The organism is Pseudomonas cerasi, assembly GCF_027983475.1.
Lineage (GTDB): Bacteria > Pseudomonadota > Gammaproteobacteria > Pseudomonadales > Pseudomonadaceae > Aquipseudomonas > Aquipseudomonas cerasi.
Genome location: NZ_JAQJVM010000003.1, coordinates 500,469 through 524,665 on the forward strand (window position 1 = coordinate 500,469; position 24,197 = coordinate 524,665).

A 24,197-nucleotide genomic window follows, 5' to 3' on the forward strand; every position below is an offset into this window, starting at 1 on the left:
GAGCCCACGGGATATGCCGCACCGTTTGTTGGCAAGCGTCGCCTTGCTTTTTATCTGCTGTGCTGCCAAGGCTCAGACTCCTGCACCCCCCGTCATACCGGCATCCCCGGCGATTTCCTATGTGAAGGACATCCAGCCGATCCTCACCGAGAAGTGCGTTGCCTGCCACGCCTGCAATGACGCTCCCTGCCAGTTGAATCTGGGCAGTGGCGAAGGTGTGAGCCGTGGCGCCAGCAAAGTCCCTGTCTATCAGGGCGAACGCAGCGAGGCGGTTGCGCCGACGCGTCTCTTTTATGATGCACGTGATACCGACGCGTGGCGCGGCAAGGGCTTCTATTCAGTACTGGAAGCCCAGGGCAGTCAGGCGGCATTGATGACGCGCATGCTTGATCTGGGCCGCAGCGCACCTTTGCCAGCCAACAGCAGGATTCCGGATGACATCGCCCTGGGGATCAATCGGGAAAACGTCTGCCCGCTGCCCGGCGAATTCAATGCCTATGCGGCCGCCCACGCGCAACAGGGCATGCCGCTGGCGGTCGCCGGACTGACCGATGCCGAATACCAGACCCTGCAGCGCTGGCTGGCCGCCGGTGCGCCGGTCGAGCAGCAGACCATTACCCCGAGTGTCACCGAGGCCGCGCAGATCAATGCCTGGGAGGCGCAGCTCAACGAACCTGGCGCGAATCAGGCGCTGGTCGGTCGCTGGCTGTTCGAGCATCTGTTCCTGGCGCACATCTATTTCGAAGGCGGTGAGGCGGGGCACTTCTTCCAATGGGTGCGCTCGCGAACTCCGAGCGGCAAACCTGTGGACCTGATCGCTACCCGTCGTCCCGACGACGATCCGGGCAGCGACTTCTATTACCGGTTGATCCCCGTGCAAGGTGTGATCGTTCACAAGACCCACATTACCTACGCCACGAGCCCGCAGAAACTGGCGCGGGTCAGGCAGTTGTTCTATGGGACCGACTGGAAAGTCAGCGCATTGCCGGGTTACGGCCCTGGCCATCGTGCCAATCCGTTTCTGACCTTCGAAGCCATCCCTGCGGTGGCGCGTTATCAGTTCATGCTCGACAACGCCGAGTATTTCGTTCGCACGTTCATTCGCGGGCCGGTCTGTCGCGGGCAGATCGCCACAGACGTGATTCGCGATCAGTTCTGGGTGCTGTTCCAGGACCCGTCGCACGATCGCTACATCACCGACGCGACGTATCGCGGGGAGGCCACGCCATTGCTGGCCATGCCGGGGCAGAACGATGACGTGGGCAGCGTGCTGAGCCTGTGGCTGTCCTACCGCGACCGGCGCAATGAGTATGAAGACCTGCGCCGCGACAGCTACGCGAAAATGCCAGCGCCGGGCTGGAGCACGCTGTGGGCAGGCAATGACAATGCCTTGCTGACCGTTTTCCGCCATTTCGACAGTGCGTCGGTCAATAAAGGGCTGATTGGCGACGTGCCGCACTCCATGTGGCTGTTCGACTACCCGCTGCTGGAGCGCACCTATTATCAGTTGGCGGTGAACTTCGATGTCTATGGCAATGTTTCACATCAGGCCCAGACGCGGCTGTATTTCGATTTGATCCGCAACGGTGCCGAGATCAATTTCCTGCGCCTGATGCCTGCCGACCTGCGTGAAGACATGCTCAGTGATCTTTATCAGGAGGGCGGCAAAATCAAGATGTGGCTGGATTACCAGAAGATCGACGACGATACGCCGACAGGCATCAAGCTCGATGAAAAGGCCGCAAAGCGTGACTTTGCGTCCAGGCTGATCGAGCGCTTCGGCACTTTGAATGCCGCACCTGACCCGATCAACCGCTGCACCGGGGCGTATTGCTCGCGGCCTGGCCTCGACAGCAGCTTTGCCCAGGCAGAACAGGCGCTGAGCCGATTGACGTCGCGTCCTGCTGCGGGTCTGAAGGTCATCGATCAGTTGCCGGAAGCGAGCATGCTGCGCATCGAGGGCGGCAATGGCAAGCGCGTGATCTACAGTATGTTGCGCAACCGCGCACACAGTAATGTCGCGTTTCTGCTGGGCGAGTCGTACCGTTATATTCCGGGCCTGGACACACTGACTGTCTACCCGGGCGTGCTCAGCAGTTATCCGAATTTCATCTTCAATATTCCGGTCGCACAGGTGCCGGCCTTTGTCGATGCCATGCAGCAGAGCAAGGATCAGGCGAGTTTCGAACAAATCGTCCAGCGTTGGGGTATCCGTCGTACTCATCCACTGTTCTGGAGTTACTTCCACGATCTGAATCGCTACGTTCAGGAAACTGAACCACGCGAAGCGGGCGTGCTGGACATGAATCGCTACGAGAACCTCTGAAAAACCGGGGCTTCACGCCGCAGGCCCTTGTGCAACATGGCCTGCGGCCATCTTTACTTCCTGAACGAAATGTATCTTGCGCGACCTTTTTTTCAAAAAGGTGGTCCGAAATGGTGCGCGTCATAGGCCGGTTTATTCAGCGGCTCATGATTGAAAGTCAGGGAGTAGAGGTTTTTAGTGATGTTGATTTCAGTTCAGGCCCTACGGGCGTTCGCAGCGTGGGTCGTGGTGTGTCATCACTTCATGCAGATTTTTTTCGATTTCAAGGCCAGTGGTCCGGTAGGGCAGTTCTTTGTGTCAAAGGGTGCGGTCGGCGTCGATATCTTCTTCGTCATCAGTGGTCTGGTCATCTTCTTGTCGACGCAGAACAGCGACATGCCAGCACGGCGCTTTATTCTGCATCGTCTGATTCGCATCGTTCCGGCCTATTGGCTGTACACCGCCGCCATGGCGTTGCTGCTGCTGATCGCAGCGCCGATGCTCCCGCACCAGGTCATCGGGTGGCAGAACTTCCTCTTGTCACTGGTCTTCATTCCTTCCGAAAACCCCGGTGGTTATGGTCTCTACCCGACGCTCAACGTTGGCTGGACGCTCAACTATGAGATGTTTTTCTACCTGCTGTTCTCGATGGTGTTCCTCTTCCAACAGCGTCACCGACCGCTGATCATTGCCGCAGCGCTGTTTGCGGTCAGTGAGGTTCTGGCTCGCGCCGGGCTGATCAGCCGCTTCTACGGCAACGACATCATTTACGAATTCCTGCTGGGTATCGGCATCGGCATCCTCTATCGCCGTGGCTGGATCAAACCGGCGCTGTGGCTGCCGATGGCAGGCATTGCGGTCGGGCTGTATGCGATCAATAACCTGACCAACGAGCAGCGCCTGCTCAATTGGGGCCTGCCGAGTGCCTTGATCGTGCTGTCGTGCATCTCGCTGGAACCGTATTTCCAGGGCAATCGCCTGCTCAAGGTGTTGGGTGACTGCTCTTATTCGGTGTACCTGCTGCACGTTTTGGTGCTGTACGGCGGCTTGCTGATGGCGCAGCGCTTTGGCCTCAGCCCCTATGTGGTTTTCGCGTTCTGCGTGCCGATCATCGCCATCGGTGCCTGGGTCAGTTATGAGTGGATCGAGAAGGGCCTCTACCGCCGGATGAAAGCCTGGCTGGATGGACGCCGGGCGCTCGGTCAGGCGCAGGCATTAACCTGACAAAAATACTAGGACTTTGTGTGAAGCGGCCGATTGGCGTAAACTGCACGCACGTCTGCGAGGAATTTTCATGACCGCTATCACTATTACCGATGCCGCCCACGATTATCTGGCCGATCTGCTGGAAAAGCAGAATACCCCGGGCATTGGCATCCGCGTATTTATCACCCAGCCCGGCACTCAGTACGCCGAAACCTGCATTGCCTACTGCAAGCCGGGTGAAGAAAAACCGGAAGACAAGGCCATCGGCCTGAAGAGCTTCACGGCCTGGATCGACGGCTTCAGCGAGGCCTTTCTGGACGATGCAGTGGTCGACTACGCCACCGACCGGATGGGCGGCCAGCTGACCATCAAGGCGCCGAACGCCAAAGTGCCGATGGTCAATGCCGACAGCCCGATCAACGAGCGTATCAATTACTACCTGCAAACCGAGATCAATCCGGGCCTCGCCAGCCATGGCGGTCAGGTCACGCTGATCGACGTGGTCGAGGAAGAGGCGAAGAATATCGCCGTGCTGCAGTTCGGTGGCGGTTGCCAGGGCTGTGGTCAGGCCGATGTCACGCTGAAGGAAGGTATCGAGCGCACACTGCTTGAGCGTATTCCCGAGCTGTCGGGCGTTCGCGATGTTACCGACCATACGCAGAAAGAAAACGCCTACTACTAAGCGGCTCTTTTTGGCAAGGAAGTTGCTGCACGAAAACGCCCTGACTGTTCAGGGCGTTTTCATGTGCGGCGGTTGACGAGCGTCAGTCCAGCTCCACCAGTATCGCGCCTTCGTTGACCATCTCGCCCTCATGACAGTAAAGCGCGGTAATCACCCCGGCGCTGGCGGCGCGGATGCTGTGTTCCATCTTCATGGCTTCCAGCACCACCAGTTGCGCACCAGATTCGACAGCCTGACCCACTTCAACCAATACCCGCACGATGCTGCCATTCATCGGTGCCGTCAGGCCTGCATGCTGACCGTCACCGACGTCTGCCTGAGCGATGGCGTCCAGCCGGATGACGCTGTGCAGCTCGTCTTGCCATTCGAGGTACAGCGTATTGCCGCGCCGTATCGCCAGGTGTCGTTGGCGCATACCGTTGTGCTCGACCTGCAGATGCTCGCCACTCAGAGTGAATAACGACGGACTGCTGTTGTGCAGGCTGGTGTTGCGGGTCTGACCGTTGCAGCTCAGTCGCAGATCCGTCTGCGCGGGCAGGCCGGCGCGAAAGCCGCTGCCGACTGCCCAGGGCGAATACGGATCGGCTCGATCGATGCGTGCCGGTTCGCTCTGGCTGAAGGCCTCGGCGGCGGCCTGCCAGAATGTCTCGTCCGGCTCATCGATTTGCGGCAGCAGTTGCGTCTGATAGCGGGGAATAAAGCCGGTATCAAGCTGCGCGGCGGCGAACGCTGGATGCGCGATGATTCTGCGCAGAAACGCCAGGTTGGTCCGAACTCCGCCCACGGCAAACTCATCGAGCATGGCCAGCAGGCGCAGACGGGCTTGCTCGCGGTCTTCACCCCAGGCAATCAGCTTGCCGAGCATCGGGTCGTAGAAGGGCGAAATGTTGTCGCCCTCGGCAACGCCGCTGTCCACCCGCCTGCCGGGGCCGGGGGCAGGCTCTCTGTAGAGCTCCAGGGTGCCGGTTGCCGGGAGAAAGTCGTTGGCCGGGTCTTCGGCGTATAGACGGACTTCGATGGCGTGGCCGGTCAGGGGCACCTGCTCCTGGGTGATGGGCAGCGATTCGCCTCTGGCGACGCGGATCTGCCATTCCACCAGGTCCAGCCCCGTGATGTACTCGGTGACCGGGTGTTCCACCTGCAGGCGGGTATTCATTTCCATGAAGAAAAACTCGCCGCGTGCGTCCAGAAGGAACTCGACTGTACCTGCACCCACGTAGCCGATGGCTTGCGCGGCTTTCACTGCGGTTTCGCCCATGGCTTTGCGCAATGTAGCTGTCAGGCCGGGCGCTGGTGCTTCCTCGACGACCTTCTGGTGTCGGCGTTGAATGGAGCAATCGCGCTCATTGAGGTACAGGCAGTGGCCATGCCGGTCGGCAAATACCTGTATCTCGACGTGGCGCGGGGTGAGCACGTATTTCTCCACCAGCATTCTCGCGTCACCGAACGAGGACAGCGCCTCGCGTTGCGCGGAAGCCAGCGATTCGGCCAGTTCGCCAATGTGCTCGACCACTTTCATGCCTTTGCCGCCGCCACCTGCGGTGGCTTTCAACAGCACCGGATAGCCGATGCGCTCGGCCGCAGCGCGGAATGTTTCGATGTCCTGTGCTTCACCGTGGTAGCCAGGCACCAGAGGCACGCCTGCCTGTTCCATCAATGCCTTGGCGGCGGATTTGCTGCCCATGGCATCGATGGCCGAGGCGGGTGGACCGAGGAAAATCAGCCCGGCGTTTTCGATGGCGCGCGCAAAATCGGCATTTTCAGACAGAAAACCGTAGCCGGGATGGATCGCGTGCGCGCCACTCGCCCTGGCGGCTCCGACAAGCTTGTCTATCGCCAGATAACTCTCTGCGGCCTTGCTGCCGCCAAGGTCCACGCAGATATCGGCCTCGCGGCTATGCCGTGCGTTACGGTCAATGGCGCTGTGCACGGCGACCGTGGTGAGGCCCATGTTTTTAGCCGTGCGCATGATGCGGCAGGCAATCTCGCCGCGGTTGGCAATCAGCAGCGTGGTCAACTCGGGCGTGCTCATGACTGCGAGTCCTTGTGTGGATCGTGCCGGGCAGCCGAGGCTACGGCAACGGGATCGCCAGGTGGCTGATGGTTGACTGGCTGCCAGCCGGGCGTACGTTTTTGCAGGAAGGCTCGCAGGCCTTCCTGTCCTTCGGCACTGCTACGGATGCGCGCGATGGCGCTTTCACAGTAGCGACGCAGCGCGGGGGTCAGCTCACCGTTGCCGACTTCGCGCAGCAGCTCCTTGCTGACGCGCATGGCCTGCGGGCTGTTGAGCAACAGGTTGTCGACCCATTGCTGCGTTTGGTCTTGCAGCTCTGCAGCCGGGTAGCACTCGGCGACCAGGCCGATCTGCTGCGCCCGCTGGCCGTCGAAGCGCTCGGCCGTGAGGGTGTAGCGTCGCGTGGCGCGTTCGCCGATGGCCTGTACCACGAAAGGACTGATGACCGCTGGCGCCAGGCCGATGCGCACTTCGGACAGGCAGAACTGCGCATCCACCGCTGCAATGGCCATGTCACAGCAACCGATCAGGCCCAGCGCACCGCCGAATGCTGCGCCCTGTACCACGGCGAGCGTCGGGATTTTCAGCTTGGCGAGGCCGTACATCAGCTCTGCCAGTTCGCGGGCGTCATCCAGGTTGGTGTTGTAGTCCAGGTCTGCTGCCTGCTGCATCCACGCCAGGTCGGCACCGGCACTGAAATGCCGGCCACGGCCGCGCAACAGCAGGAAACGCAGGCTGGCATCGCCTTGCACCTGCTCCAGCGCGATAATCAGCTCGCGGATCATCTGCGCGTTGAAGGCGTTGTTCTTGTCTGGTCGATTCAGCCACAGCGTGGCAAAGCCACGTGGGTCGTTGATCAGCTCTATGGTTGCGAAGGAGGTCGAAGTCATGGTCATTTCCCGGCTCACATTCGGAACAGGCCGAAAGTGGTAGGTTCGATGGGCGCGTTGAGCGAGGCGGAGAGGGCAAGCGCGAGAATGTCGCGGGTTTGTGCCGGGTCGATGACCCCGTCGTCCCACAGGCGGGCGCTGGAATAGTAAGGATGACCCTGATGCTCGTACTGATCGAGAATCGGCTGCTTCAGTTCGGCCTGCTGTTCGGCGCTGAACGCCTGGCCAGCCCGTTCGGCCTGTTCGCACTTGACCTGCACCAGCACGCCGGCAGCCTGTTCGCCGCCCATCACGCCGATCCGAGCGTTGGGCCACATCCATAGAAAGCGCGGGTCGTAAGCGCGGCCACACATGCCGTAGTTTCCTGCGCCGAAACTGCCGCCAATGATCACCGTGAATTTCGGCACCCTGGCGCAGGCCACGGCGGTCACCAGCTTGGCGCCATGCTTGGCGATGCCGCCGGCTTCATACTTCTGGCCGACCATGAAGCCGGTGATGTTCTGCAGGAACAGCAGGGGGATGCCTCTCTGGCAAGCGAGCTCGATGAAGTGCGCGCCTTTCTGGGCTGCTTCTGCGAACAGGATGCCATTGTTGGCGAGAATCGCGATCGGGTAGCCGTGCAGACGCGCGAAGCCACACACCAGCGTGGTGCCGAACAGGGCCTTGAATTCGTCGAGTACTGAGCCGTCCACCAGGCGTGCGATGACTTCCCGTACATCGAAGGGCTGTTTTGTGTCGACGGGGATGATGCCGTACAGGTCATTGCCGGGGTACAGCGGTGCAATGGGCGCGACCGTGTTCAGTTGACCCTGCTTGCGCCAGTTCAGATTGGCGATGCTGCGTCGCGCCAATGCAAGTGCGTGATCGTCGTTGTCCGCGTAGTGGTCGGCCACACCGGACGTGCGGCAGTGCACATCGGCACCACCCAGCTCTTCTGCGCTGACCACTTCGCCGGTCGCTGCCTTGACCAGTGGCGGGCCGGCCAGGAAGATCGTGGCCTGCTGGCGGACCATGATCGCCTCGTCGGCCATAGCCGGTACGTATGCGCCACCGGCGGTGCAGGAGCCCATGACCACCGCGATCTGGGCAATTCCTTGTGCACTCATGTTGGCTTGATTGAAGAATATCCGTCCGAAATGTTCGCGATCCGGAAACACCTCATCCTGACGTGGCAGGTTGGCGCCGCCTGAGTCCACCAGATAGATGCATGGCAGGCGGTTCTGCTGGGCGATCGTTTGCGCGCGCAAATGCTTTTTGACGGTCAGCGGGTAATAGGAGCCGCCTTTGACCGTGGCATCGTTGGCGATGATCATGCATTCGACGCCCTCGACCCGGCCGATTCCGGCGATCACGCCAGCGGCCGGCACCTCTTCGCCGTACACCTCATGCGCAGCCAGTTGGCCGATTTCCAGAAACGGCGAGCCGGTGTCCAGCAAGCGGTTGATACGCTCGCGCGGCAGCAACTTGCCGCGTGAAGTGTGACGCTCCTGGGCTTTGCGGCCGCCCCCTTGCTGGACGTTGCTCAACAGCGAGCGCAGTGCTTCGACCTGCTTGAGCAGGGCGTCGCGATTGAGGATGAATTCCGGCGAGCGGGTGTTGATTCGGGTCTGCAGGATGGTCATGGTGGCTCCGCAATCAACGGGTTTCGTTGAACAGTTCGCGACCGATGAGCATGCGCCGGATTTCACTGGTGCCTGCGCCGATCTCGTAGAGTTTGGCGTCGCGCAACAGTCGGCCCGCCGGGAACTCGTTGATGTAGCCATTGCCGCCCAGAATCTGGATGGCTTCCAGCGCCATCTGCGTGGCGCGCTCGGCGCTGTACAGGATCACCCCGGCAGCGTCCTTGCGAGTGGTCTCGCCGCGGTCGCAGGCCTGGGCCACCGCGTACAGGTAGGCCCGGCTGGCATTGAGCTGGGTGTACATGTCTGCGACCTTGCCCTGAATCAGCTGAAACTCGCCGATACTCTGGCCGAACTGCTTGCGGTCGTGAATGTAGGGCACCACCACGTCCATGCACGCCTGCATGATCCCGGTGGGACCGCCGGAGAGCACGACGCGCTCGTAATCGAGGCCGCTCATCAGCACCCTGACGCCACCATCAAGCACGCCCAGCAGGTTCTCCTCGGGCACCTCGACATCATCGAAAAACAGTTCGCAGGTGTTGGAGCCGCGCATGCCCAGCTTGTCGAACTTGCTGCCGCGCGAGAAGCCTTTCCAGTCGCGTTCGACGATAAACGCACTGATGCCGTGGGCTGCCTTTTCCAGGTCGGTCTTGGCGTAGATCACGTAGGTGTTGGCATCCGGCCCGTTGGTGATCCAGGTCTTGCTGCCGTTGAGCACATAACGATCACCGCGCTTGTCGGCGCGCAGTTTCATCGACACCACGTCCGAGCCAGCATTGGGTTCGCTCATGGCCAGTGCGCCAACGTGTTCGCCGCTGATCAGCTTGGGCAGGTAACGGGCCTTTTGTGCCGGGCTGCCATTGCGATTGATCTGGTTAACGCACAGGTTGGAATGGGCGCCATAGGACAGCGCCACGGATGCCGAGCCACGGCTTATTTCTTCCATCGCCACGACGTGCGCCAGATAACCCAGGCCCGCGCCACCATATTCTTCGCTGACAGTAATCCCCAGTACGCCCATTTCACCGAACTTGCGCCACATGTCGGCGGGGAACAGGTTGTCCTTGTCGATCTGCGCGGCGCGCGGGGCAAGCTCTGCGGCGACAAAAGACTGCAGCTGATCACGCAGCATGTCGATGGTTTCGCCCAGGGCGAAATTCAGGCTGGGGTAACTCATGGGGCGTTCCTTTTTGTTCTTGAATGACGCTTTGTTCGTGGGTCGGTTGTGGCGTGTACCAGCTATGACCTTTACGTTAACGTAAACCTGTAGGATTGTGCTGTCAACGCCGATGCCGATGTGAACAAAGCGTGATCGGACTGTAGTGTTCAATCATGAGAGAAGAGGGCGGAACGCCGGAAAGCACGAAGGGGAGCCTGGGCTCCCCTTCAAGGTATATTGCTATGCTCTTTTTTGTTTTTCGGGAGGCCTGTTGTGGTTTTTGGCGACCTGGCCCTTCACATTTTTTTTGAGCGATCCGCATGCGGGACCAAGAGCAAACGTATTTTTTTGAGCGCTGATGACACTTTCATCGTAGTGATCCAACCAGTTCGGCAGCTGCCTTGGGGCAGTTTTATTGTTCTCTGTCTGGCTGCGAACGACTTGCCAGGCAAGCGGTTCAGAAAAGCTATCCACTTCAAAAAAATCTGTTAGCTACGTCTCTGTCCGTGTTGTTCTTGTTATGTCAGAGCCGGTACGTGTTGTTTTTATTGGGTTACTGCGTGTTTTTATTTTTGTTGTACGAAGGATATAGCAGGACCCGTGCCAGTTTTTCAAAACCCCTGTAATACCGGGGGGATGACCTTGTTTTTCCGGCATCGGACCGTTTGATTCTGCGGCCGAGTGTTTCCGTGTTACCCGTTTGTCTCGACTCGACGCGGGGCAGAGTAACACTCTGTGGCAATTTGTCGCACCCTGTTACCGACAGACGACGACAGCGTTACGCAGACAATCTGGCCTTTGCTACACGAGAGCCATTGCTACGGTGCAGCACGTCGCAGATGCGCTGGCCCGCCGCGATGACCTGGTCCAGATCGACGCCGGTTTCGATACCCAGCCCCTGCAACATATACAGCACGTCTTCAGTGGCCACATTGCCGCTGGCGCCCTTGGCGTAAGGGCAGCCACCGAGGCCGGCCACGGAGCTGTCGAACACCTGGATGCCTTCCTCCAGGCTTGCGTAGATATTCACCAATGCCTGGCCATAGGTGTCATGGAAGTGGCCAGCCAGCTTGCCGCGCGGTATCTGCGCAGCCACGGCGTTGAACAATGCCCGTGTAGCGCCCGGCGTGCCGGTTCCGATGGTGTCGCCCAAGGAAATTTCATAGCAGCCCATCGCGTGCAGTTCGTTGGCGACCGTCGCGACCTGTTCGGGCGAAACACTGCCCTCGTAAGGGCAGCCCAGCACGCATGACACATACCCTCGAACCTGCACACCATGCATGCGTGCTGCTTCCATGACAGGCGCGAAGCGCTCCAGGCTTTCGCTGATCGAGCAGTTGAGGTTGCGTTGCGAGAACCCTTCGGTCGCCGCCGCGAACACCGCGACCTCCCTGACGCCGGCCGCCAAGGCATCTTCAAAGCCACGCAGATTTGGCGCCAGCGCCGAGTAGATGACGCCCTCACGACGCTGGATGCGTTCGAACACCTGTGCAGAGCCCGCCATCTGCGGGACCCATTTGGCCGAGACAAAACTGCCGACCTCGATATGGCCCAGCCCGGCTGCCGTCAGGTCATCCACCAAGCGCACCTTGTCGTCGACACTGATGGGTTGTGCTTCATTCTGCAGGCCGTCACGCGGGCCGACTTCAACGAGATTCACCTTTTGCGGAAGGGACATGGCAGCGCCTTTGTAGTCAGTGCGAATGGTCAGAGTGGGGCGGCAGCGGTTTTATCGAGTGCGGCTCGGCAGCGCTCTTCGGCGGTGTCCAGCTCCAGCTGCATCTGGTGGATGTCCAGCAACTGCTGTTCCAGCTGATCACGGCGTTCGGCGATCTTGTCCAGCATGGTCTGCAACTGCTTCTGGTTACCGCCGGCAGGGTCGTATAACGAGATCAGTTCCTTGCACTCGGCCAGGGAAAAACCGATGCGTTTGCCACGCAGGATCAGTTTCAGGGTGACCTTGTCACGCGCCGTATAGATACGCTCCAGGCCCTTGCGTTCAGGGCTGAGCATGCCTTGCTCTTCGTAAAAGCGTATGGCGCGGGTGGTGATGTCCAGCTCGCGGGCGAGCTCGGAAATACTGTAGGTCTGACTGCTCATGGCGTGGCTCGGAAAGGTATACAGCCGCAAAGCTAAGGGTTGCTTTACGTATACGTCAAGCTATGTGGCGGTGCCAAAGGTCGAGAGGTCACGCTCCGGCACTTAGAAATCACATTAACTAATCGATTTAAATGCTTATAAATCATTGGCTTGTGTTTTCTATTTCATGTCTTTTCGAGGTTCTGTTCCTGTGCCACAACCCGTTGCGAAAGCTCGATGATCTGTTCTCGCATCCAGCGATTGGCCGGGTCCTGATCGGTGCTTTCATGCCAGTACAGGTGGGTTTCGACCGAGGGAACATCGGCGACTGGCAGGTAGACATAGTGCAAGTCGTTACGACGGGCGAAGCGCTCGGGTACGGTCATGACCATGTCGGTCTGCTGCAGCACCTGAGTTGCCATCATGTAGTGCTGCGAGCGCAATGCGATCCTGCGCTGGATGCCCATCTTGCCGAGCGCCAGATCCACATGACCCAGCCCGCTGCGGCGGCTGGAAATATGGATATGCGCCTGGCTCAGGTAATCGTCGAGGGTCAGAATGGCCTTGTTCGCCAATGGATGGCCCTTGCGCATGCCACACACATAACGGTCCTCCATCAGCTTCACATGCCGCACTTGCGGGTCAGTGTTGAGCGGCGCGTCCACGGCGAAGTCGAGGCGCCCGGCAGCCAGTTCCTTGGTGGTTTCCCGGCGCTTGGACAGAAAGCTTTCGATGGTCACCGCAGGTGCCAGGCGTCGCAGGCGCTGGAACAGCGCGGGCAGGATCACCGCTTCGGTCAGGTCGGTCATGCTGATGCGGTAGTTCTTGTTGGCCTGTAACGGGTTGAAGATGCGGCTTTCCTGCACCGATACCCTGAGCAACGAAAGCGCATTGCGCACCGGGCCAATGATGTTCTGCGCCATCGGTGTCGGCACCATGCCTTGTGCCGTGCGCACGAACAGCGGGTCATTGAAGGTCTCGCGCAACCGCGCCAGTGCGTTGGAGACCGCAGGCTGGGTGATGCCGACAATCTGTCCGGCGCGGGTCAGATTGGCTTCGGTGTAAATGGCGTCGAAGACAATGAAGAGGTTGAGATCGACCTTGTTCAGGTTCATTGATGGGGCGCCTCGTGCCGTTATTGTGATTGACTGTTTAGAGGGGCGTAATGCCGCAATGGTGATGGATCATATATCGGTTATGAATGTTTATACACGCTGAGAATAGATTAGATAAATGTGCAGCGGTTCTCTAGCATCGCGTTCATGACTTCGACAACCCGATCGACACGGTGGCGACCCCATGGATTTTGCGTATTCCCCGAAGGTGCAGGCCCTGCGTGAGCGCGTCACGGCGTTCATGGATGCATACGTCTATCCGGCCGAGCCGGTTTTCGAGCGGCAAGTGGCCGAAGGGGATCGCTGGCAGCCCACGGCAATCATGGAAGAGCTCAAGGCCCGTGCCAAGTCGGAAGGCTTGTGGAATCTATTCCTGCCAGACTCCGGGTTTGGCGCCGGCCTGAGTAATCTGGAGTACGCGCCGCTGGCGGAAATCATGGGTCGCTCACTGCTCGGTCCCGAGCCCTTCAATTGCTCGGCGCCCGACACCGGCAACATGGAGGTACTGGTCCGCTATGCCAGTGAGGACCAGAAAACCCGCTGGCTCGAACCGCTGCTGCGCGGTGAGATTCGCTCTGCCTTTGCCATGACCGAACCCGATGTGGCCTCATCGGACGCCACCAATATGGCCGCGCGCGCTGAGCGTGACGGTGACCAATGGGTCATCAACGGACGCAAGTGGTGGACCTCCGGTGCCTGCGACCCGCGCTGCAAAATCCTGATATTCATGGGCCTGAGCAATCCTGAGGGGCCGCGCCATCAGCAGCATTCGATGATTCTGGTGCCGGTCGATACGCCCGGCGTAAAGATCGTGAGGCCACTGCCGGTGTTCGGCTATGACGATGCGCCCCATGGCCATGCCGAAGTGCTGTTCGAAAACGTCAAGGTCCCGTTCGAAAACGTGCTGCTTGGTGAAGGGCGAGGGTTTGAAATCGCTCAGGGAAGGCTAGGACCAGGGCGCATTCACCACTGCATGCGCTCGATCGGCATGGCGGAGCGGGCGCTGGAGCTGATGTGCAGGCGTTCCATTGACCGCGTTGCGTTCGGCAAACCGTTGGCCAGGCTGGGCGGCAATATCGACCTGATCGCCGACTCGCGCATGGAGATTGACATGGCACGCCTGCTGACCCTGAAAGCGGCGTACATGATGGACACCGTCGGCAACAAGGTTGCCAGAAGCGAAATCGCGCAGATCAAGGTGGTTGCCCCCAACGTGGCGCTGAAGGTCATAGACCGAGCGATTCAGATGCACGGTGGCGCCGGGGTTTCCAATGATTTCCCGCTGGCCTACATGTACGCCATGCAGCGTACCCTGCGTCTGGCTGACGGCCCGGATGAAGTGCATCGCGCTGCCGTCGGCAAGTATGAACTGGGCAAATATATGCCGGCAGATCTGGCGCGCAGCCAACGCTAGCTGTCAGCCAATTACTGCACCCAGACTTCGACGCGACGGTTCTTGATCCGGCCGTCGTCGATATCATTGGTGGCCACCGGCATCTCGTCACCCAGGCCAACGATATCGCGGAACGTCACGCCACTTTTCAGCAGTTCCCGGCGCACGGCCATGGCACGCAGCCTGGAAAGCAGGGCGGCACGCTCCGGGTCGCTCTTGGCGTCGCCGAAACCGACCAGCGTCACGTGCCGGTCCAGTTTGTCGCTGGATTTCAGGTAATCCGCGACCCGCTTGAGGTCCTGCTGCGCCTTGTTGTCCAGGCGTGCGCTGCCTTGGGCAAAGCGGAAGTTGACGGACAGGCGTTCGGCCTTGCGTGCCAGCGCCTGGTAATCGGCGGGCATCTGCGCGGTAGGCTGCACCTTGAGCACCTGCACGGTCTGCGCGACAAAACCGCTCTGCGCGACGATGGCCTGGCCTTCGGCGCTCTGCGCGAAACGGACCAGCGCCTGCGCCCAGCGCTGATGGGCCGAGGTGGGCACATAAAAGTACAGTCGTCGCGACAACGGATAGTCTTCGGTGGCAATCAGGCTGACGGTCGGCAGCATGGGCCTGGAATCGCCGTCGGCTATGGCCACCGCCTTGGCGCGGCGGATGGAAGGCAGGCCGATGAAGCCGATGCCATTGATGTCCTTGCTGACTTCGTCGGAGAGCTGTTCGCTGGATTCGAATCGCGCGGCGCTGCCGAGCAGGGTCTTACCGTATTTGCTCAGTACAAGGTCCTTGAACGTCTCGTAGGTGCCGGACTTTTCATCGCGAACATAGAGATGGATGGCGCCTGGATTGCCACCGATTTCACTCCAGTTCCTGACTTCGCCACTGAAAATGCGCGCCAGTTGAAGGGTATCCAGTTGTCTCAGCGGATTGGCGGGATGCAGGATCACTGCAACGCCGTCGATGGCAATGGTTTGCTCGCTGGCTGCGCTTTTCAGGTCACCGAGGCTGGCCAGATCTTTGGCCTCCTGATCCTTGATCGGTCGAGAGGAGGCCGCGACATCCGCACTGCCGGCTTTAAGCGCAGTGAAACCGGTGCCTGAGCCATGTGCGGCGACTTCGACACTGACGGGTTGACCGGCGGCCGTGGTTCCGATGACGCGCTGTTCATTGAGGGTGTTGCCGGGAAGGGTCTGTACCGATTGCAGACCTTGCTGGCGCATCAATCCTTCGACCAGCGCAGGTCCGAGTTGGGCATTGATGGTGTTGGAGCCTTGAATGCGCAACGCCGGTATATCGCCAGCAGGCAGCGGCAGTGCGGCTTGCGCGAAAGCGGGCAGGGTGGCGCTCGACAGGATGAGCGCCGTAAGCAAAGCGCGCAGCATCGGCGTCACCATGAATCACGGGAGGGTGCCGGGAGAATAAGTCAGAGAGATTGCCGGAATATGACAATTTCAGGGTCTGTGCGTGTTTCAGCTTTCAGCGCGACCCACCCCTTATAAGGAAGGATCGCGCAGGAGGAGCCCGGGAGGGGATCAGTCAGCTGAGTTCCAGCCAGATGGGCGCGTGATCGGACGGTTTTTCCATTCCGCGCAAATCGTAATCCACACCCGCTTCCTTGATGCGTGGCTGCAGACCGGTAGAGGTCATGATCAGATCGATGCGCAGGCCGCGTTTGGGCTCGTCTTCAAAGCCACGGCTGCGATAGTCGAACCAGCTGAAGCGGTCGACGACTTCCGGATACAGGTGCCGAAAGCTGTCCACCAGCCCCCAGTTTTTCAGGCGCTCCATCCACTCCCGCTCTTCAGGCAGAAAGCTGCACTTGCCGGTTTTCAGCCAGCGTTTGGCGTTGTCGGCGCCAATGCCGATATCGCAGTCCTGCGGAGAGATATTCACGTCGCCCATGACGATCAGCGGCTGATCGTTACTGAAGTGGCCCTCGAGCAGTGTTTGCAGGTTCTCGTAAAAGCGCTGTTTGGCGGGGAATTTGGTCGGGTGGTCGCGGCTCTCGCCCTGTGGAAAGTAGCCATTCATGATGGTTACCGGCTGGCCGTTGCTGTCGGCGTAAGCCCCCCAGATGAAACGCTTCTGGGATTCCTCGTCGTCGCCTTCGAAACCCTTGTGCAGGGCCAGTGGTGCGTTGCGAGACAGCAGAGCGACACCGTAATGGCCTTTCTGGCCGTGGAAGTGAACGTGATAGCCCAGCGCTTCGACTTCCGCCTGGGGGAATTGCTCGTCCGAAACCTTGGTTTCCTGAAGACCGATCACGTCAGGTTGATGTTTGTCGATCAGCGCCGCCAGCTGATGCGGTCGAGCGCGCAGACCATTGATGTTGAACGAGACGATTTTCATAAAGCAGCGGTCCTGAGCAAAAACAAACAGCGATGCTAGCCGACCTGTGGTTTCAGGACCAGTGCCGTGTCGGAAACGCAGGCCAGGGGGGGCTGGATAATTCGTTGGAACTGTTATCAATGGCCATCACTCGAAAGCCTGCTTGCCAAAACCGCTGCGCCAGACGCAGTTCCGTTAACACGAGGCCCTTTATGTCCCTACCTGCTGCCATCACGGGTGAAATTCGCCAACTCGACAGTGGTTATTCCCGTGAAACCCGCTCCTTGCTTTTCAGGGCCTACCGGCACGATCCGACATTTGCCTATCTGTTCAACGCCGAGCGTGAGGGATATGAGCAACGTGTGTTGGCGACCATTCGCCAGCTGGTTAAACAACACTTTCTACAAAACCAGCCTGCGCTGGGCCTGTTCCTGCAGGACCGTTTGGTCGGCGTAGCGCTGATCGCACCGCCGCAGCGTCGTCTGGGTGTCACCGAAAGCTGGGCCTGGCGTCTGCGCATGGTGATGGACACCGGTCTGGGCTGCACTCAACGCTATCTGGCCTATTACAACGCTGTGCTCGCCTGTGTGCCTTCGGAAACCGTGCATGTGCTGCCGTTGATAGGCCTTGATCCGGAGTTCCAAGGGCAGAAGCTCGGCCAGGACCTGAGCGAGCAACTGCTGGCAGCGTTGCATGACTGGTGCGCAGTGGATGAGCATTCCCAGGGCATCGTGGTCGATACCGGCAATCCGCGTTATCTGGAATTCTATAAGCGACAGGGCTACGAAGAGATCGGTGAAATTGCTGTAGGCCCTGTCCGAGAGCATGTGTTTTTTCATCCGAACCCTCAGGTTTCACTGCCGGTCCCTGACGTAATGGCCTGAATATCCGACAATTCGTGGGCTTCCAGTGCAGCCTGTCGATCGTGGTAGCATCTACGCCCATGAAGCTTTTCAGACTATTCAGCAGCGTGTTCCTGATGACCATGAGTGCGGCAGCGCTTGCCCAGGCCCGCCTCGACGTCAGGATCAAGCCTGCCAATCCGCAACTCAAGGCCAACGTCGAAGGGTATGTCGGTGATTTGGGCGAGCGTGACGTCCAGGCGCTGCGTAATTTCAGCCTCGGCGCTGAGCAACAGGCGGAAAAAGCCGCTCAGGCGCTGGGTTATTACCAGGCGCAGATCGACAGTGAGATCAAGGACGGAGATCAACCCAGCCTGGTGATCAACATCCAGCCGGGCGAGCCCATTCACCTGCGTAACGTGGTGATCCGTGTCGAAGGGCCGGCGGCAGCAATGAAGGCCTTTCGTGTGCCGAGCAGCGACGCGCTGAAAAGCGGCGCGGTGTTGAACCACGGCAACTATGAAGACGCCAAGCGCCTGATCCAGAATCAGGCCTCGCGCTACGGATTTTTCAGTGGCCATTTCACAAGTCAGCGTCTGGCCATCGATCCGCGGGCCGGTGTGGCCGATATCGAACTGGTTTATGAAAGCGGACCGCGCTACACGCTCGGCAAGGTCATGTTCAGCGGCGACGCGCCATTTGATGACGATCTGCTCAAGCGCATGGTGCCGTTCAAGGAGAACACGCCCTACGACTCCCAACTGATTGCCGAACTGACCCAGGCGATGCAGGGCAGCGGCTATTTCGAGGGCGTACGGGTCGATGCGGCGCCCACCGCAGCGCAAAACCAGGTCATTCCGGTGACCGTCCAGCTCGAAACCCGTAAACCTCGCACCATGGGCCTGGGTCTGGGCTATTCGACCGACGTCGGCCCGCGCGGCAAAGCCAACTGGACCCGGCACTGGGCCAACCCGCAGGGCCACAGTTACGGTTTCGAATCCGAGATATCCGCGCCACGGCAGAATATCGGCCTGTGGTACGACGTGCCACTTGATCCGCCGCTGACCGACAAATTGCGCTACGCCGGCGGATATCAGTACGAAGAGATTGCCGGAACCGACAGCCTCAGCAAGTTGCTGACTGCCGGGCCGGAATGGCACAGCAAGCTGCCCAGCGGTTGGGAACGGGTCATATCCCTGAAATGGCAGCGTGAAGAATATCGCCTGGGTGATGACGCCGGCCTCAGTACGCTGCTGATGCCCGGTATCAGTTACTCGTACCTGCGCAGTGACAATCGCATCGACCCGCACCAGGGTTATCGCCTGCAATTCGATACGCAGGTGGCCAAGGAGGGCATGTTGTCTGACGCTAACCTGGTGCATGCCAATGTGCTGCTCAAAGGGCTGACCACCGTCGCGCAAAATCACCGCTTTCTCGGTCGCGTGCAGTTTGGCGGCAACCTCACGGACGGTTACACCTCGATACCGCCATCGCTGCGCTTTTTTGCCGGTGGCGATCAAAGCGTGCGCGGCTATGACTATCAGAAGCTGTCACCGACCAATTCTGACGGCGACCGTATCGGCGGCCGGTATATGTTTGCCGGTAGCGTCGAATACCAATATTCCATTGCTGACAAATGGCGCCTGGCGACCTTCATCGATCAGGGCAACTCGTTCAACAGCCTGGACAAGCCAGACCTGAAAACCGGGGTGGGTTTCGGCGTGCGCTGGGTATCTCCAGTGGGCCCGCTGCGTCTCGATCTGGCCCACGCGCTGGACGATGACGGCGGAATCCGTCTGCACTTTTCGATGGGGCCGGAGCTTTGAACACGTCGAACATCACCCGCGGAGCCAAGGTCGTCGGGCTGGGACTTGTCGCATTACTGCTGCTTGTGGTCATTATTGTCGCGCTGCTGCTGGGTACCCACACGGGCAGCCAGTGGGCCCTGGCTCGAGTACCCGGCGTACAGCTGGAAAACTTTCAGGGGCGACTGGGTAGCCAGTGGAGCGCCGAGCGTCTGGTATGGCAGCAGGGCGCAGACCGTGTCGAGGTTCAATCCGTCGATTTCGCCTGGACGCCTGCCTGCCTGTTGAAGATGACGCTGTGCATCGACCGTCTGCATGCGCAGCAGGTGCTGATGCACTTCCCGCCGAGCGATACGTCCGCCAGCGACGGCCCGATCCAGTTACCGACGCTCAGGTTACCGCTGGCGCTGCAACTGGGTGATATACAGCTGGGTGGTCTGCAACTGGATGGCGTCGAACAATTGCGCGATCTCAAGCTGGCAGCGCACTGGACAGCCGAAGGCTTGAAGATCGACAGTGCGCACCTGCAACGTGATGCGCTTGTGCTGGACCTCAATGGCCTGCTGAAACCCGAGGGCGACTGGCCACTCAGCGTGCAAGGTCAACTGCAACTTCCACCACAGGATGGCCAGCCCTGGGCGCTGGCGCTGGATATTCAGGGCGACCTGCTGAAAACGCTGCAACTCAAGGCGGACAGCAGCGGCTACCTGCCGGGTTTGCTGACCGGCGAGTTGCAACCCCTGGCCGAACATCTTCCTGCACGCATCAAGCTGACGGCCGAGCGCTTCAAACCCAGTGCTGCATTGCCTGATACGTTGCAACTGGACCAGTTGCTGCTGACCGCCGAAGGCAATCTTGACTCGGGCTATCTGATAGATGGCAGCGCCAACCTTCCCGCAGAGAAAGGTCCTGTCGCGTTGTCATTGAAAGGAAACGTGGATGCCAACGGCGCAACCATCGCCGGACTCGATCTGGCCGCCGATGATCAGCAGCGTCTGGCCATCAACGGCAAGATGAACTGGCAGAACGGTTTTTCTGCAGATGCGAGCATCGACTGGCTGGATTTCCCCTGGCAGCGCCTGTATCCATTGGCGTCAGCGCCTCAAGTGGCATTGCATGCCTTCAAGGGCGATATTTCCTATACCGATGGCAAATACCTCGGCAATTTCAACGCCAGCCTCAAAGGGCCTGCCGGTGCATTCACCCTGGTCAGCCCGTTCAGCGGCAATCTGCAAGAGATCCATCTGCCGCAACTGGAACTGGTCGCAGGGCAGGGCAAGGCCAGCGGTTTCCTGAACCTGCAATTCGCTGACGGCATCGGCTGGGATACGGCTCTGGACCTGAGTGCGCTGGACCCTTCATTCTGGGTTGCCGAACTGCCCGGCACACTGGCAGGCCCGTTGCGCAGCAAAGGTCAGATGCGCAACGCGCAGCTTGAACTCAGCGCAGACCTCGATTTGAAAGGGCGTTTGCGTGGTCAGCCGGCGCTGCTGCAAGCCAAGGCTGACGGCCATGATCAGCAATGGAATGTCAGCAGCCTGAGCATCCGCCTCGGCGACAACCGTATTCAAGGTGCGGGTAGCCTGCAGGAGCGTCTCAAGGGGCAGCTGGACCTGGATCTGCCGCGTCTGGCCCAGCTTTGGCCACGCTTGCAGGGGCAAGTCAAAGGCCGGCTGGACCTGGCCGGAACGCTACAGGCGCCCCAAGGGCAATTGGCCTTGCAGGGCAGCCAGCTCGCCTTGCAGGACAATCGTCTGCAGACCCTCACGCTCAACGCCAGACTGGATCAGGCGCAGCGCGCGATCATCAACCTGAAAGGTGCCGGTATTCAGGCTGGCGATACCCAGCTGGGCACCTTGCTGGTAGACGGTCAGGGCACACTCAAGAGCCAGCAGCTGAAGCTGGACCTTCAAGGACCGCTGCTCAAGCTGGCCATCGGCCTTGACGGTGGCCTGGACAAGGGTGATTGGCGAGGCCGACTGGCCAGCGGTACGGTGCAGAGCGGCGGGCAGAACTGGCGTTTGCAGCAGTCGGCGAAGATCGAGCGTCTGGCCGATGGCCGGCTCAACTTCGGTGCCCATTGCTGGTTGTCCGGGGGCGCCAGCCTGTGTGGCGGCGATCAGCGCCTGATGCCGGAGCCTCATCTGCGTTATCAGCTCAAGAATTTCCCCCTGGACAGCCTGGCGCAATGGATGCCCAAGGATTTTGCCTGGAAGGGCGCGTTGAATGCAGACGTGCAGCTCGACATTCCGGCAGCTGGCCCCAGCGGCAAGGTCACGATTGACGCCGGAGGCGGCACGCTGCGGGTACGCAACAACAACCAGTGGCTGGACTTCCCTTATCAGACGCTGAAACTGGCCACCACGCTGGCGCCCAAACGCATCGACACGCGTCTCGACTTCGAGGGCGGCAAGCTGGGAAGGCTGTTGCTCAACGCACAGATCGACCCGCTGGCCAAGGACAAGACCCTGGCGGGCGACTTCAATCTCTCGGGGCTGGATATCTCGGTGGCACGTCCTTTCGCGCCGATGGTGCAGAAACTCAATGGGCGTCTGAATGGCAATGGCCGGTTGTCAGGCACGTTGCTGGCGCCACTGGTCAACGGCAACGTGACGCTTGAAGGGGGTGAAGTGGCGGGGGCAGAGCTGCCTATGGAACTGCATGACCTCAAGGTCCAGGCGTTGATTGCCGGAGAAAGCGTACAGCTCAACGGCGGCTGGAAAAGTGGCAGCACCGGGCAGGGCAGCATAGGCGGTCAGGTGGCTTGGGGGCAAAGCCTGAATGTCGATGTGAGCCTCAAGGGCTCGCGCCTGCCGATCAATGTCGAACCCTATGCGGCGGTAGAGGCGGCGCCTGACCTGAAAATCTCCATGCAGGGCGAGCGACTGGCGATCTCCGGCAAGGTACTGGTGCCCAAGGGCGCGATTACCGTACGCGAGTTGCCGCCGTCCACTGTGAAGCTCTCCGGTGACACAGTGATCGTCGGACAGCAGACCGAGGAGGGCGCTCCGCCGCTGGCCGTGGCGATGGATATCGATGTGGAAGTCGGCCAGGAAAAGCTCAGTTTCAGCGGGTTCGGGCTCACCGCCAATCTGGTCGGGCATGTACACATTGGTGACAATCTGGACACTCGTGGCGAGCTCAACCTGAACGACGGTCGTTATCGTGCCTACGGTCAACGGCTGACCATACGCAAGGCGCGTTTGCTGTTTGCCGGCCCGGTCGACCAGCCTTATCTGGACATCGAGGCGATTCGCCAGACCGACGACGTGATTGCCGGTATCCGCCTGACCGGCAGCGCCGAGCAGCCCACCACCGAGGTGTTTTCCGAGCCTGCGATGAGCCAGGAGCAGGCGCTTTCCTATCTGGTCATGGGCAGACCGCTCAGCACTTCCGGCGAAGACAACAACATGGTCGCTCAGGCTGCGCTGGCACTGGGTGTTGCGGGCAGCTCGTCGACCACCGGCAAGCTCGCGGACAATCTGGGTATCAAGGATTTCGAGCTGGACACTTCGGGAACCGGCGACAAGACCAATGTGGTTGCCAGCGGCAAGATCACCGACAAGCTCAGCCTGCGTTATGGCGTAGGCGTGTTTGAACCGGCCAATACCATTGCCTTGCGCTACCTGCTCAGTAAGCGCGTGTACCTCGAGGCCGCGAGTGGTGTTGCCAGCTCGCTGGATATTTTCTATAAAAGGGACTTCTAGGCGAGGGCTGGTGGCGGTAACGGCGCGGCCCTGTGCCGAACCGCCTGGCCTTTCTCGAGCGTCCCTCTTGCAACTGCAAGTCCCTTCACACGTCATTTACCTTCAGGTTGCCGGTCATCATGGATCGATTCAACGCCATGCGCGTGTTCACCCGTATCGTCGAACTCGGCGGTTTCGCCAGGGCGGCCGAGAGTCTGCACATGCCTCGTGCTTCGGTAACGATCCTGATCAAGCAGCTGGAAGCGCACCTGGGCGTACAGCTTTTGCAGCGTACGACGCGTCAGGTCAGCGCCACCCCTGACGGCAAGGCCTATTACCAGCGCTGCGTCAGCCTGCTGGCCGATCTGGACGATGCCGAAGCATCGTTTTCGGCGACGGGGGCCGAGCCCAAGGGGTTGCTGCGTGTCGATCTGCCCGTCAGTCTGGGGCGCATGATTATCATCCCGGCGTTGCCTGAATTCAGCCGGCGCTATCCGCAGATCCGCCTGGAAATCGGCATGAGCGACAGGCCGGTCGATCTGATCCGCGAAGGCGTGGACTGCGTGCTGCGTGCCGGCGCCGCACTGGATGAAACGCTGGTTGCCAGGCCGCTGGGCAGTCTGACCCAGATCACCTGCGCCAGTCGTGAATACCTGGAGCAATACGGCACGCCACGGAACCTGAATGAGCTCGCGCAACATCAGGTAATCGAATATTTTTCGACCAGTACCGGCAAGCGCTATGGTCTGGAGTTTATGGCCGATGGCATGGACGTTGAGCACGCCTCGGCCTGCTCAATCGCTGTCAACAGTGCCGATGGCTATGTCGCGGCGTGCGAAGCGGGATTCGGCCTGATTCAGGTGCCGCGCTACCATGTCGCCGCGCAATTGCGCAGCGGTGTGCTGGTGGAAGTGCTGCGATTGCATCGTCCGCCGCCACTGCCACTGACGGCCCTTTACCCCCCGCATCGACAGTTGTCACGACGAGTGAGGGTATTCGTTGATTGGCTGGTGGAGTTGTGTGCCCACACAGATATCAGGGACAGACTGGTTTCCTGAAAAAATTCAGAATTATCCC

Annotated in this window: 18 protein-coding genes; 9 read left to right on the forward strand and 9 right to left on the reverse strand. The window is 60.0% G+C overall.

Annotation, left to right across the window (positions count from 1 at the left end; genetic code table 11):
* The first annotated feature begins 13 nt into the window (after positions 1-13).
* The 3 genes from PI739_RS18485 to nfuA all read left to right on the forward strand — a co-directional run bounded on the left by PI739_RS18485 (position 14) and on the right by nfuA (position 4,193).
* Positions 14-2,326: a fatty acid cis/trans isomerase gene (locus tag PI739_RS18485; protein WP_271352087.1), complete on the forward strand. Its 2,313-nt coding sequence runs from the start codon at positions 14-16 to the stop codon at positions 2,324-2,326.
* A 180-nt stretch (positions 2,327-2,506) separates the two neighbouring features.
* Complete coding sequence (locus PI739_RS18490; protein WP_003369396.1) at positions 2,507-3,529, forward strand: acyltransferase family protein; 1,023 nt, start codon at positions 2,507-2,509, stop codon at positions 3,527-3,529.
* Positions 3,530-3,599: 70 nt separating this feature from the next.
* Positions 3,600-4,193 (forward strand): Fe-S biogenesis protein NfuA, encoded by a 594-nt coding sequence (gene nfuA / locus PI739_RS18495; protein WP_002553665.1) that lies wholly within the window; start codon positions 3,600-3,602, stop codon positions 4,191-4,193.
* Between the two features lie 82 nt (positions 4,194-4,275).
* Here nfuA and PI739_RS18500 read toward each other — a convergent pair whose 3' ends face one another.
* The 4 genes from PI739_RS18500 to PI739_RS18515 are packed head-to-tail and all read right to left on the reverse strand — an operon-like array spanning position 4,276 to position 9,896.
* On the reverse strand, positions 4,276-6,225 hold the full coding sequence (locus PI739_RS18500; RefSeq protein ID WP_271352088.1) for an acetyl-CoA carboxylase biotin carboxylase subunit: 1,950 nt from the start codon (positions 6,223-6,225) through the stop codon (positions 4,276-4,278).
* Entirely contained in the window at positions 6,222-7,097 is an 876-nt protein-coding gene (locus PI739_RS18505; protein WP_058397038.1) for a gamma-carboxygeranoyl-CoA hydratase, read from the reverse strand. Before PI739_RS18505 ends, PI739_RS18500 begins: the two co-directional genes overlap by 4 nt.
* Positions 7,098-7,111: 14 nt before the next feature.
* On the reverse strand, positions 7,112-8,719 hold the full coding sequence (locus PI739_RS18510; protein ID WP_054081473.1) for a carboxyl transferase domain-containing protein: 1,608 nt from the start codon (positions 8,717-8,719) through the stop codon (positions 7,112-7,114).
* A gap of 13 nt (positions 8,720-8,732) precedes the next feature.
* Positions 8,733-9,896, reverse strand: coding sequence for an isovaleryl-CoA dehydrogenase (locus PI739_RS18515; RefSeq protein ID WP_003434122.1), 1,164 nt, complete (start codon positions 9,894-9,896; stop codon positions 8,733-8,735).
* Positions 9,897-10,112: 216 nt separating this feature from the next.
* Here PI739_RS18515 and PI739_RS18520 point away from each other — a divergent pair, with 216 nt between their 5' ends.
* The gene (locus PI739_RS18520; RefSeq protein WP_003369416.1) at positions 10,113-10,370 is read left to right on the forward strand and encodes a hypothetical protein; all 258 of its coding nucleotides are present in this window, start codon (positions 10,113-10,115) and stop codon (positions 10,368-10,370) included.
* Positions 10,371-10,656: 286 nt separating this feature from the next.
* On the opposite strand, the gene PI739_RS18525 is transcribed toward PI739_RS18520, so the two are convergent.
* From PI739_RS18525 to PI739_RS18535, 3 genes are all read right to left on the reverse strand, one after another.
* Positions 10,657-11,556, reverse strand: a complete 900-nt coding sequence (locus PI739_RS18525; RefSeq protein ID WP_003369418.1) for a hydroxymethylglutaryl-CoA lyase — start codon at positions 11,554-11,556, stop codon at positions 10,657-10,659.
* A 29-nt stretch (positions 11,557-11,585) separates the two neighbouring features.
* Entirely contained in the window at positions 11,586-11,978 is a 393-nt protein-coding gene (locus PI739_RS18530; RefSeq protein ID WP_042930746.1) for a MerR family transcriptional regulator, read from the reverse strand.
* 164 nt (positions 11,979-12,142) lie between these two features.
* A complete protein-coding gene (locus PI739_RS18535) occupies positions 12,143-13,072 on the reverse strand; it encodes a LysR family transcriptional regulator (RefSeq protein WP_054081472.1) in 930 nt (309 codons plus the stop codon).
* Positions 13,073-13,256: 184 nt separating this feature from the next.
* Here PI739_RS18535 and PI739_RS18540 point away from each other — a divergent pair, with 184 nt between their 5' ends.
* A complete protein-coding gene (locus tag PI739_RS18540) occupies positions 13,257-14,486 on the forward strand; it encodes an acyl-CoA dehydrogenase (protein ID WP_003434116.1) in 1,230 nt (409 codons plus the stop codon).
* Positions 14,487-14,497: 11 nt separating this feature from the next.
* On the opposite strand, the gene PI739_RS18545 is transcribed toward PI739_RS18540, so the two are convergent.
* Complete coding sequence (locus PI739_RS18545) at positions 14,498-15,841, reverse strand: substrate-binding domain-containing protein (RefSeq protein ID WP_003369427.1); 1,344 nt, start codon at positions 15,839-15,841, stop codon at positions 14,498-14,500.
* 154 nt (positions 15,842-15,995) lie between these two features.
* Positions 15,996-16,808: an exodeoxyribonuclease III gene (xthA, locus tag PI739_RS18550; protein WP_054081470.1), complete on the reverse strand. Its 813-nt coding sequence runs from the start codon at positions 16,806-16,808 to the stop codon at positions 15,996-15,998.
* 191 nt (positions 16,809-16,999) lie between these two features.
* Between xthA and PI739_RS18555 the strand changes: the two genes are divergently transcribed.
* From PI739_RS18555 to PI739_RS18570, 4 genes are all read left to right on the forward strand, one after another.
* Positions 17,000-17,671 (forward strand): GNAT family N-acetyltransferase, encoded by a 672-nt coding sequence (locus tag PI739_RS18555; protein WP_003345438.1) that lies wholly within the window; start codon positions 17,000-17,002, stop codon positions 17,669-17,671.
* Positions 17,672-17,730: 59 nt separating this feature from the next.
* On the forward strand, positions 17,731-19,455 hold the full coding sequence (locus tag PI739_RS18560; protein ID WP_003369431.1) for an autotransporter assembly complex protein TamA: 1,725 nt from the start codon (positions 17,731-17,733) through the stop codon (positions 19,453-19,455).
* Positions 19,452-23,141 carry a translocation/assembly module TamB domain-containing protein gene (locus PI739_RS18565; RefSeq protein WP_248670607.1) on the forward strand — a complete coding sequence of 1,230 codons (3,690 nt, stop codon included), beginning with the start codon at positions 19,452-19,454 and terminating at the stop codon, positions 23,139-23,141. Before PI739_RS18560 ends, PI739_RS18565 begins: the two co-directional genes overlap by 4 nt.
* A gap of 119 nt (positions 23,142-23,260) precedes the next feature.
* Positions 23,261-24,178 (forward strand): LysR family transcriptional regulator, encoded by a 918-nt coding sequence (locus tag PI739_RS18570; protein ID WP_003434111.1) that lies wholly within the window; start codon positions 23,261-23,263, stop codon positions 24,176-24,178.
* Positions 24,179-24,197: the final 19 nt, after the last annotated feature.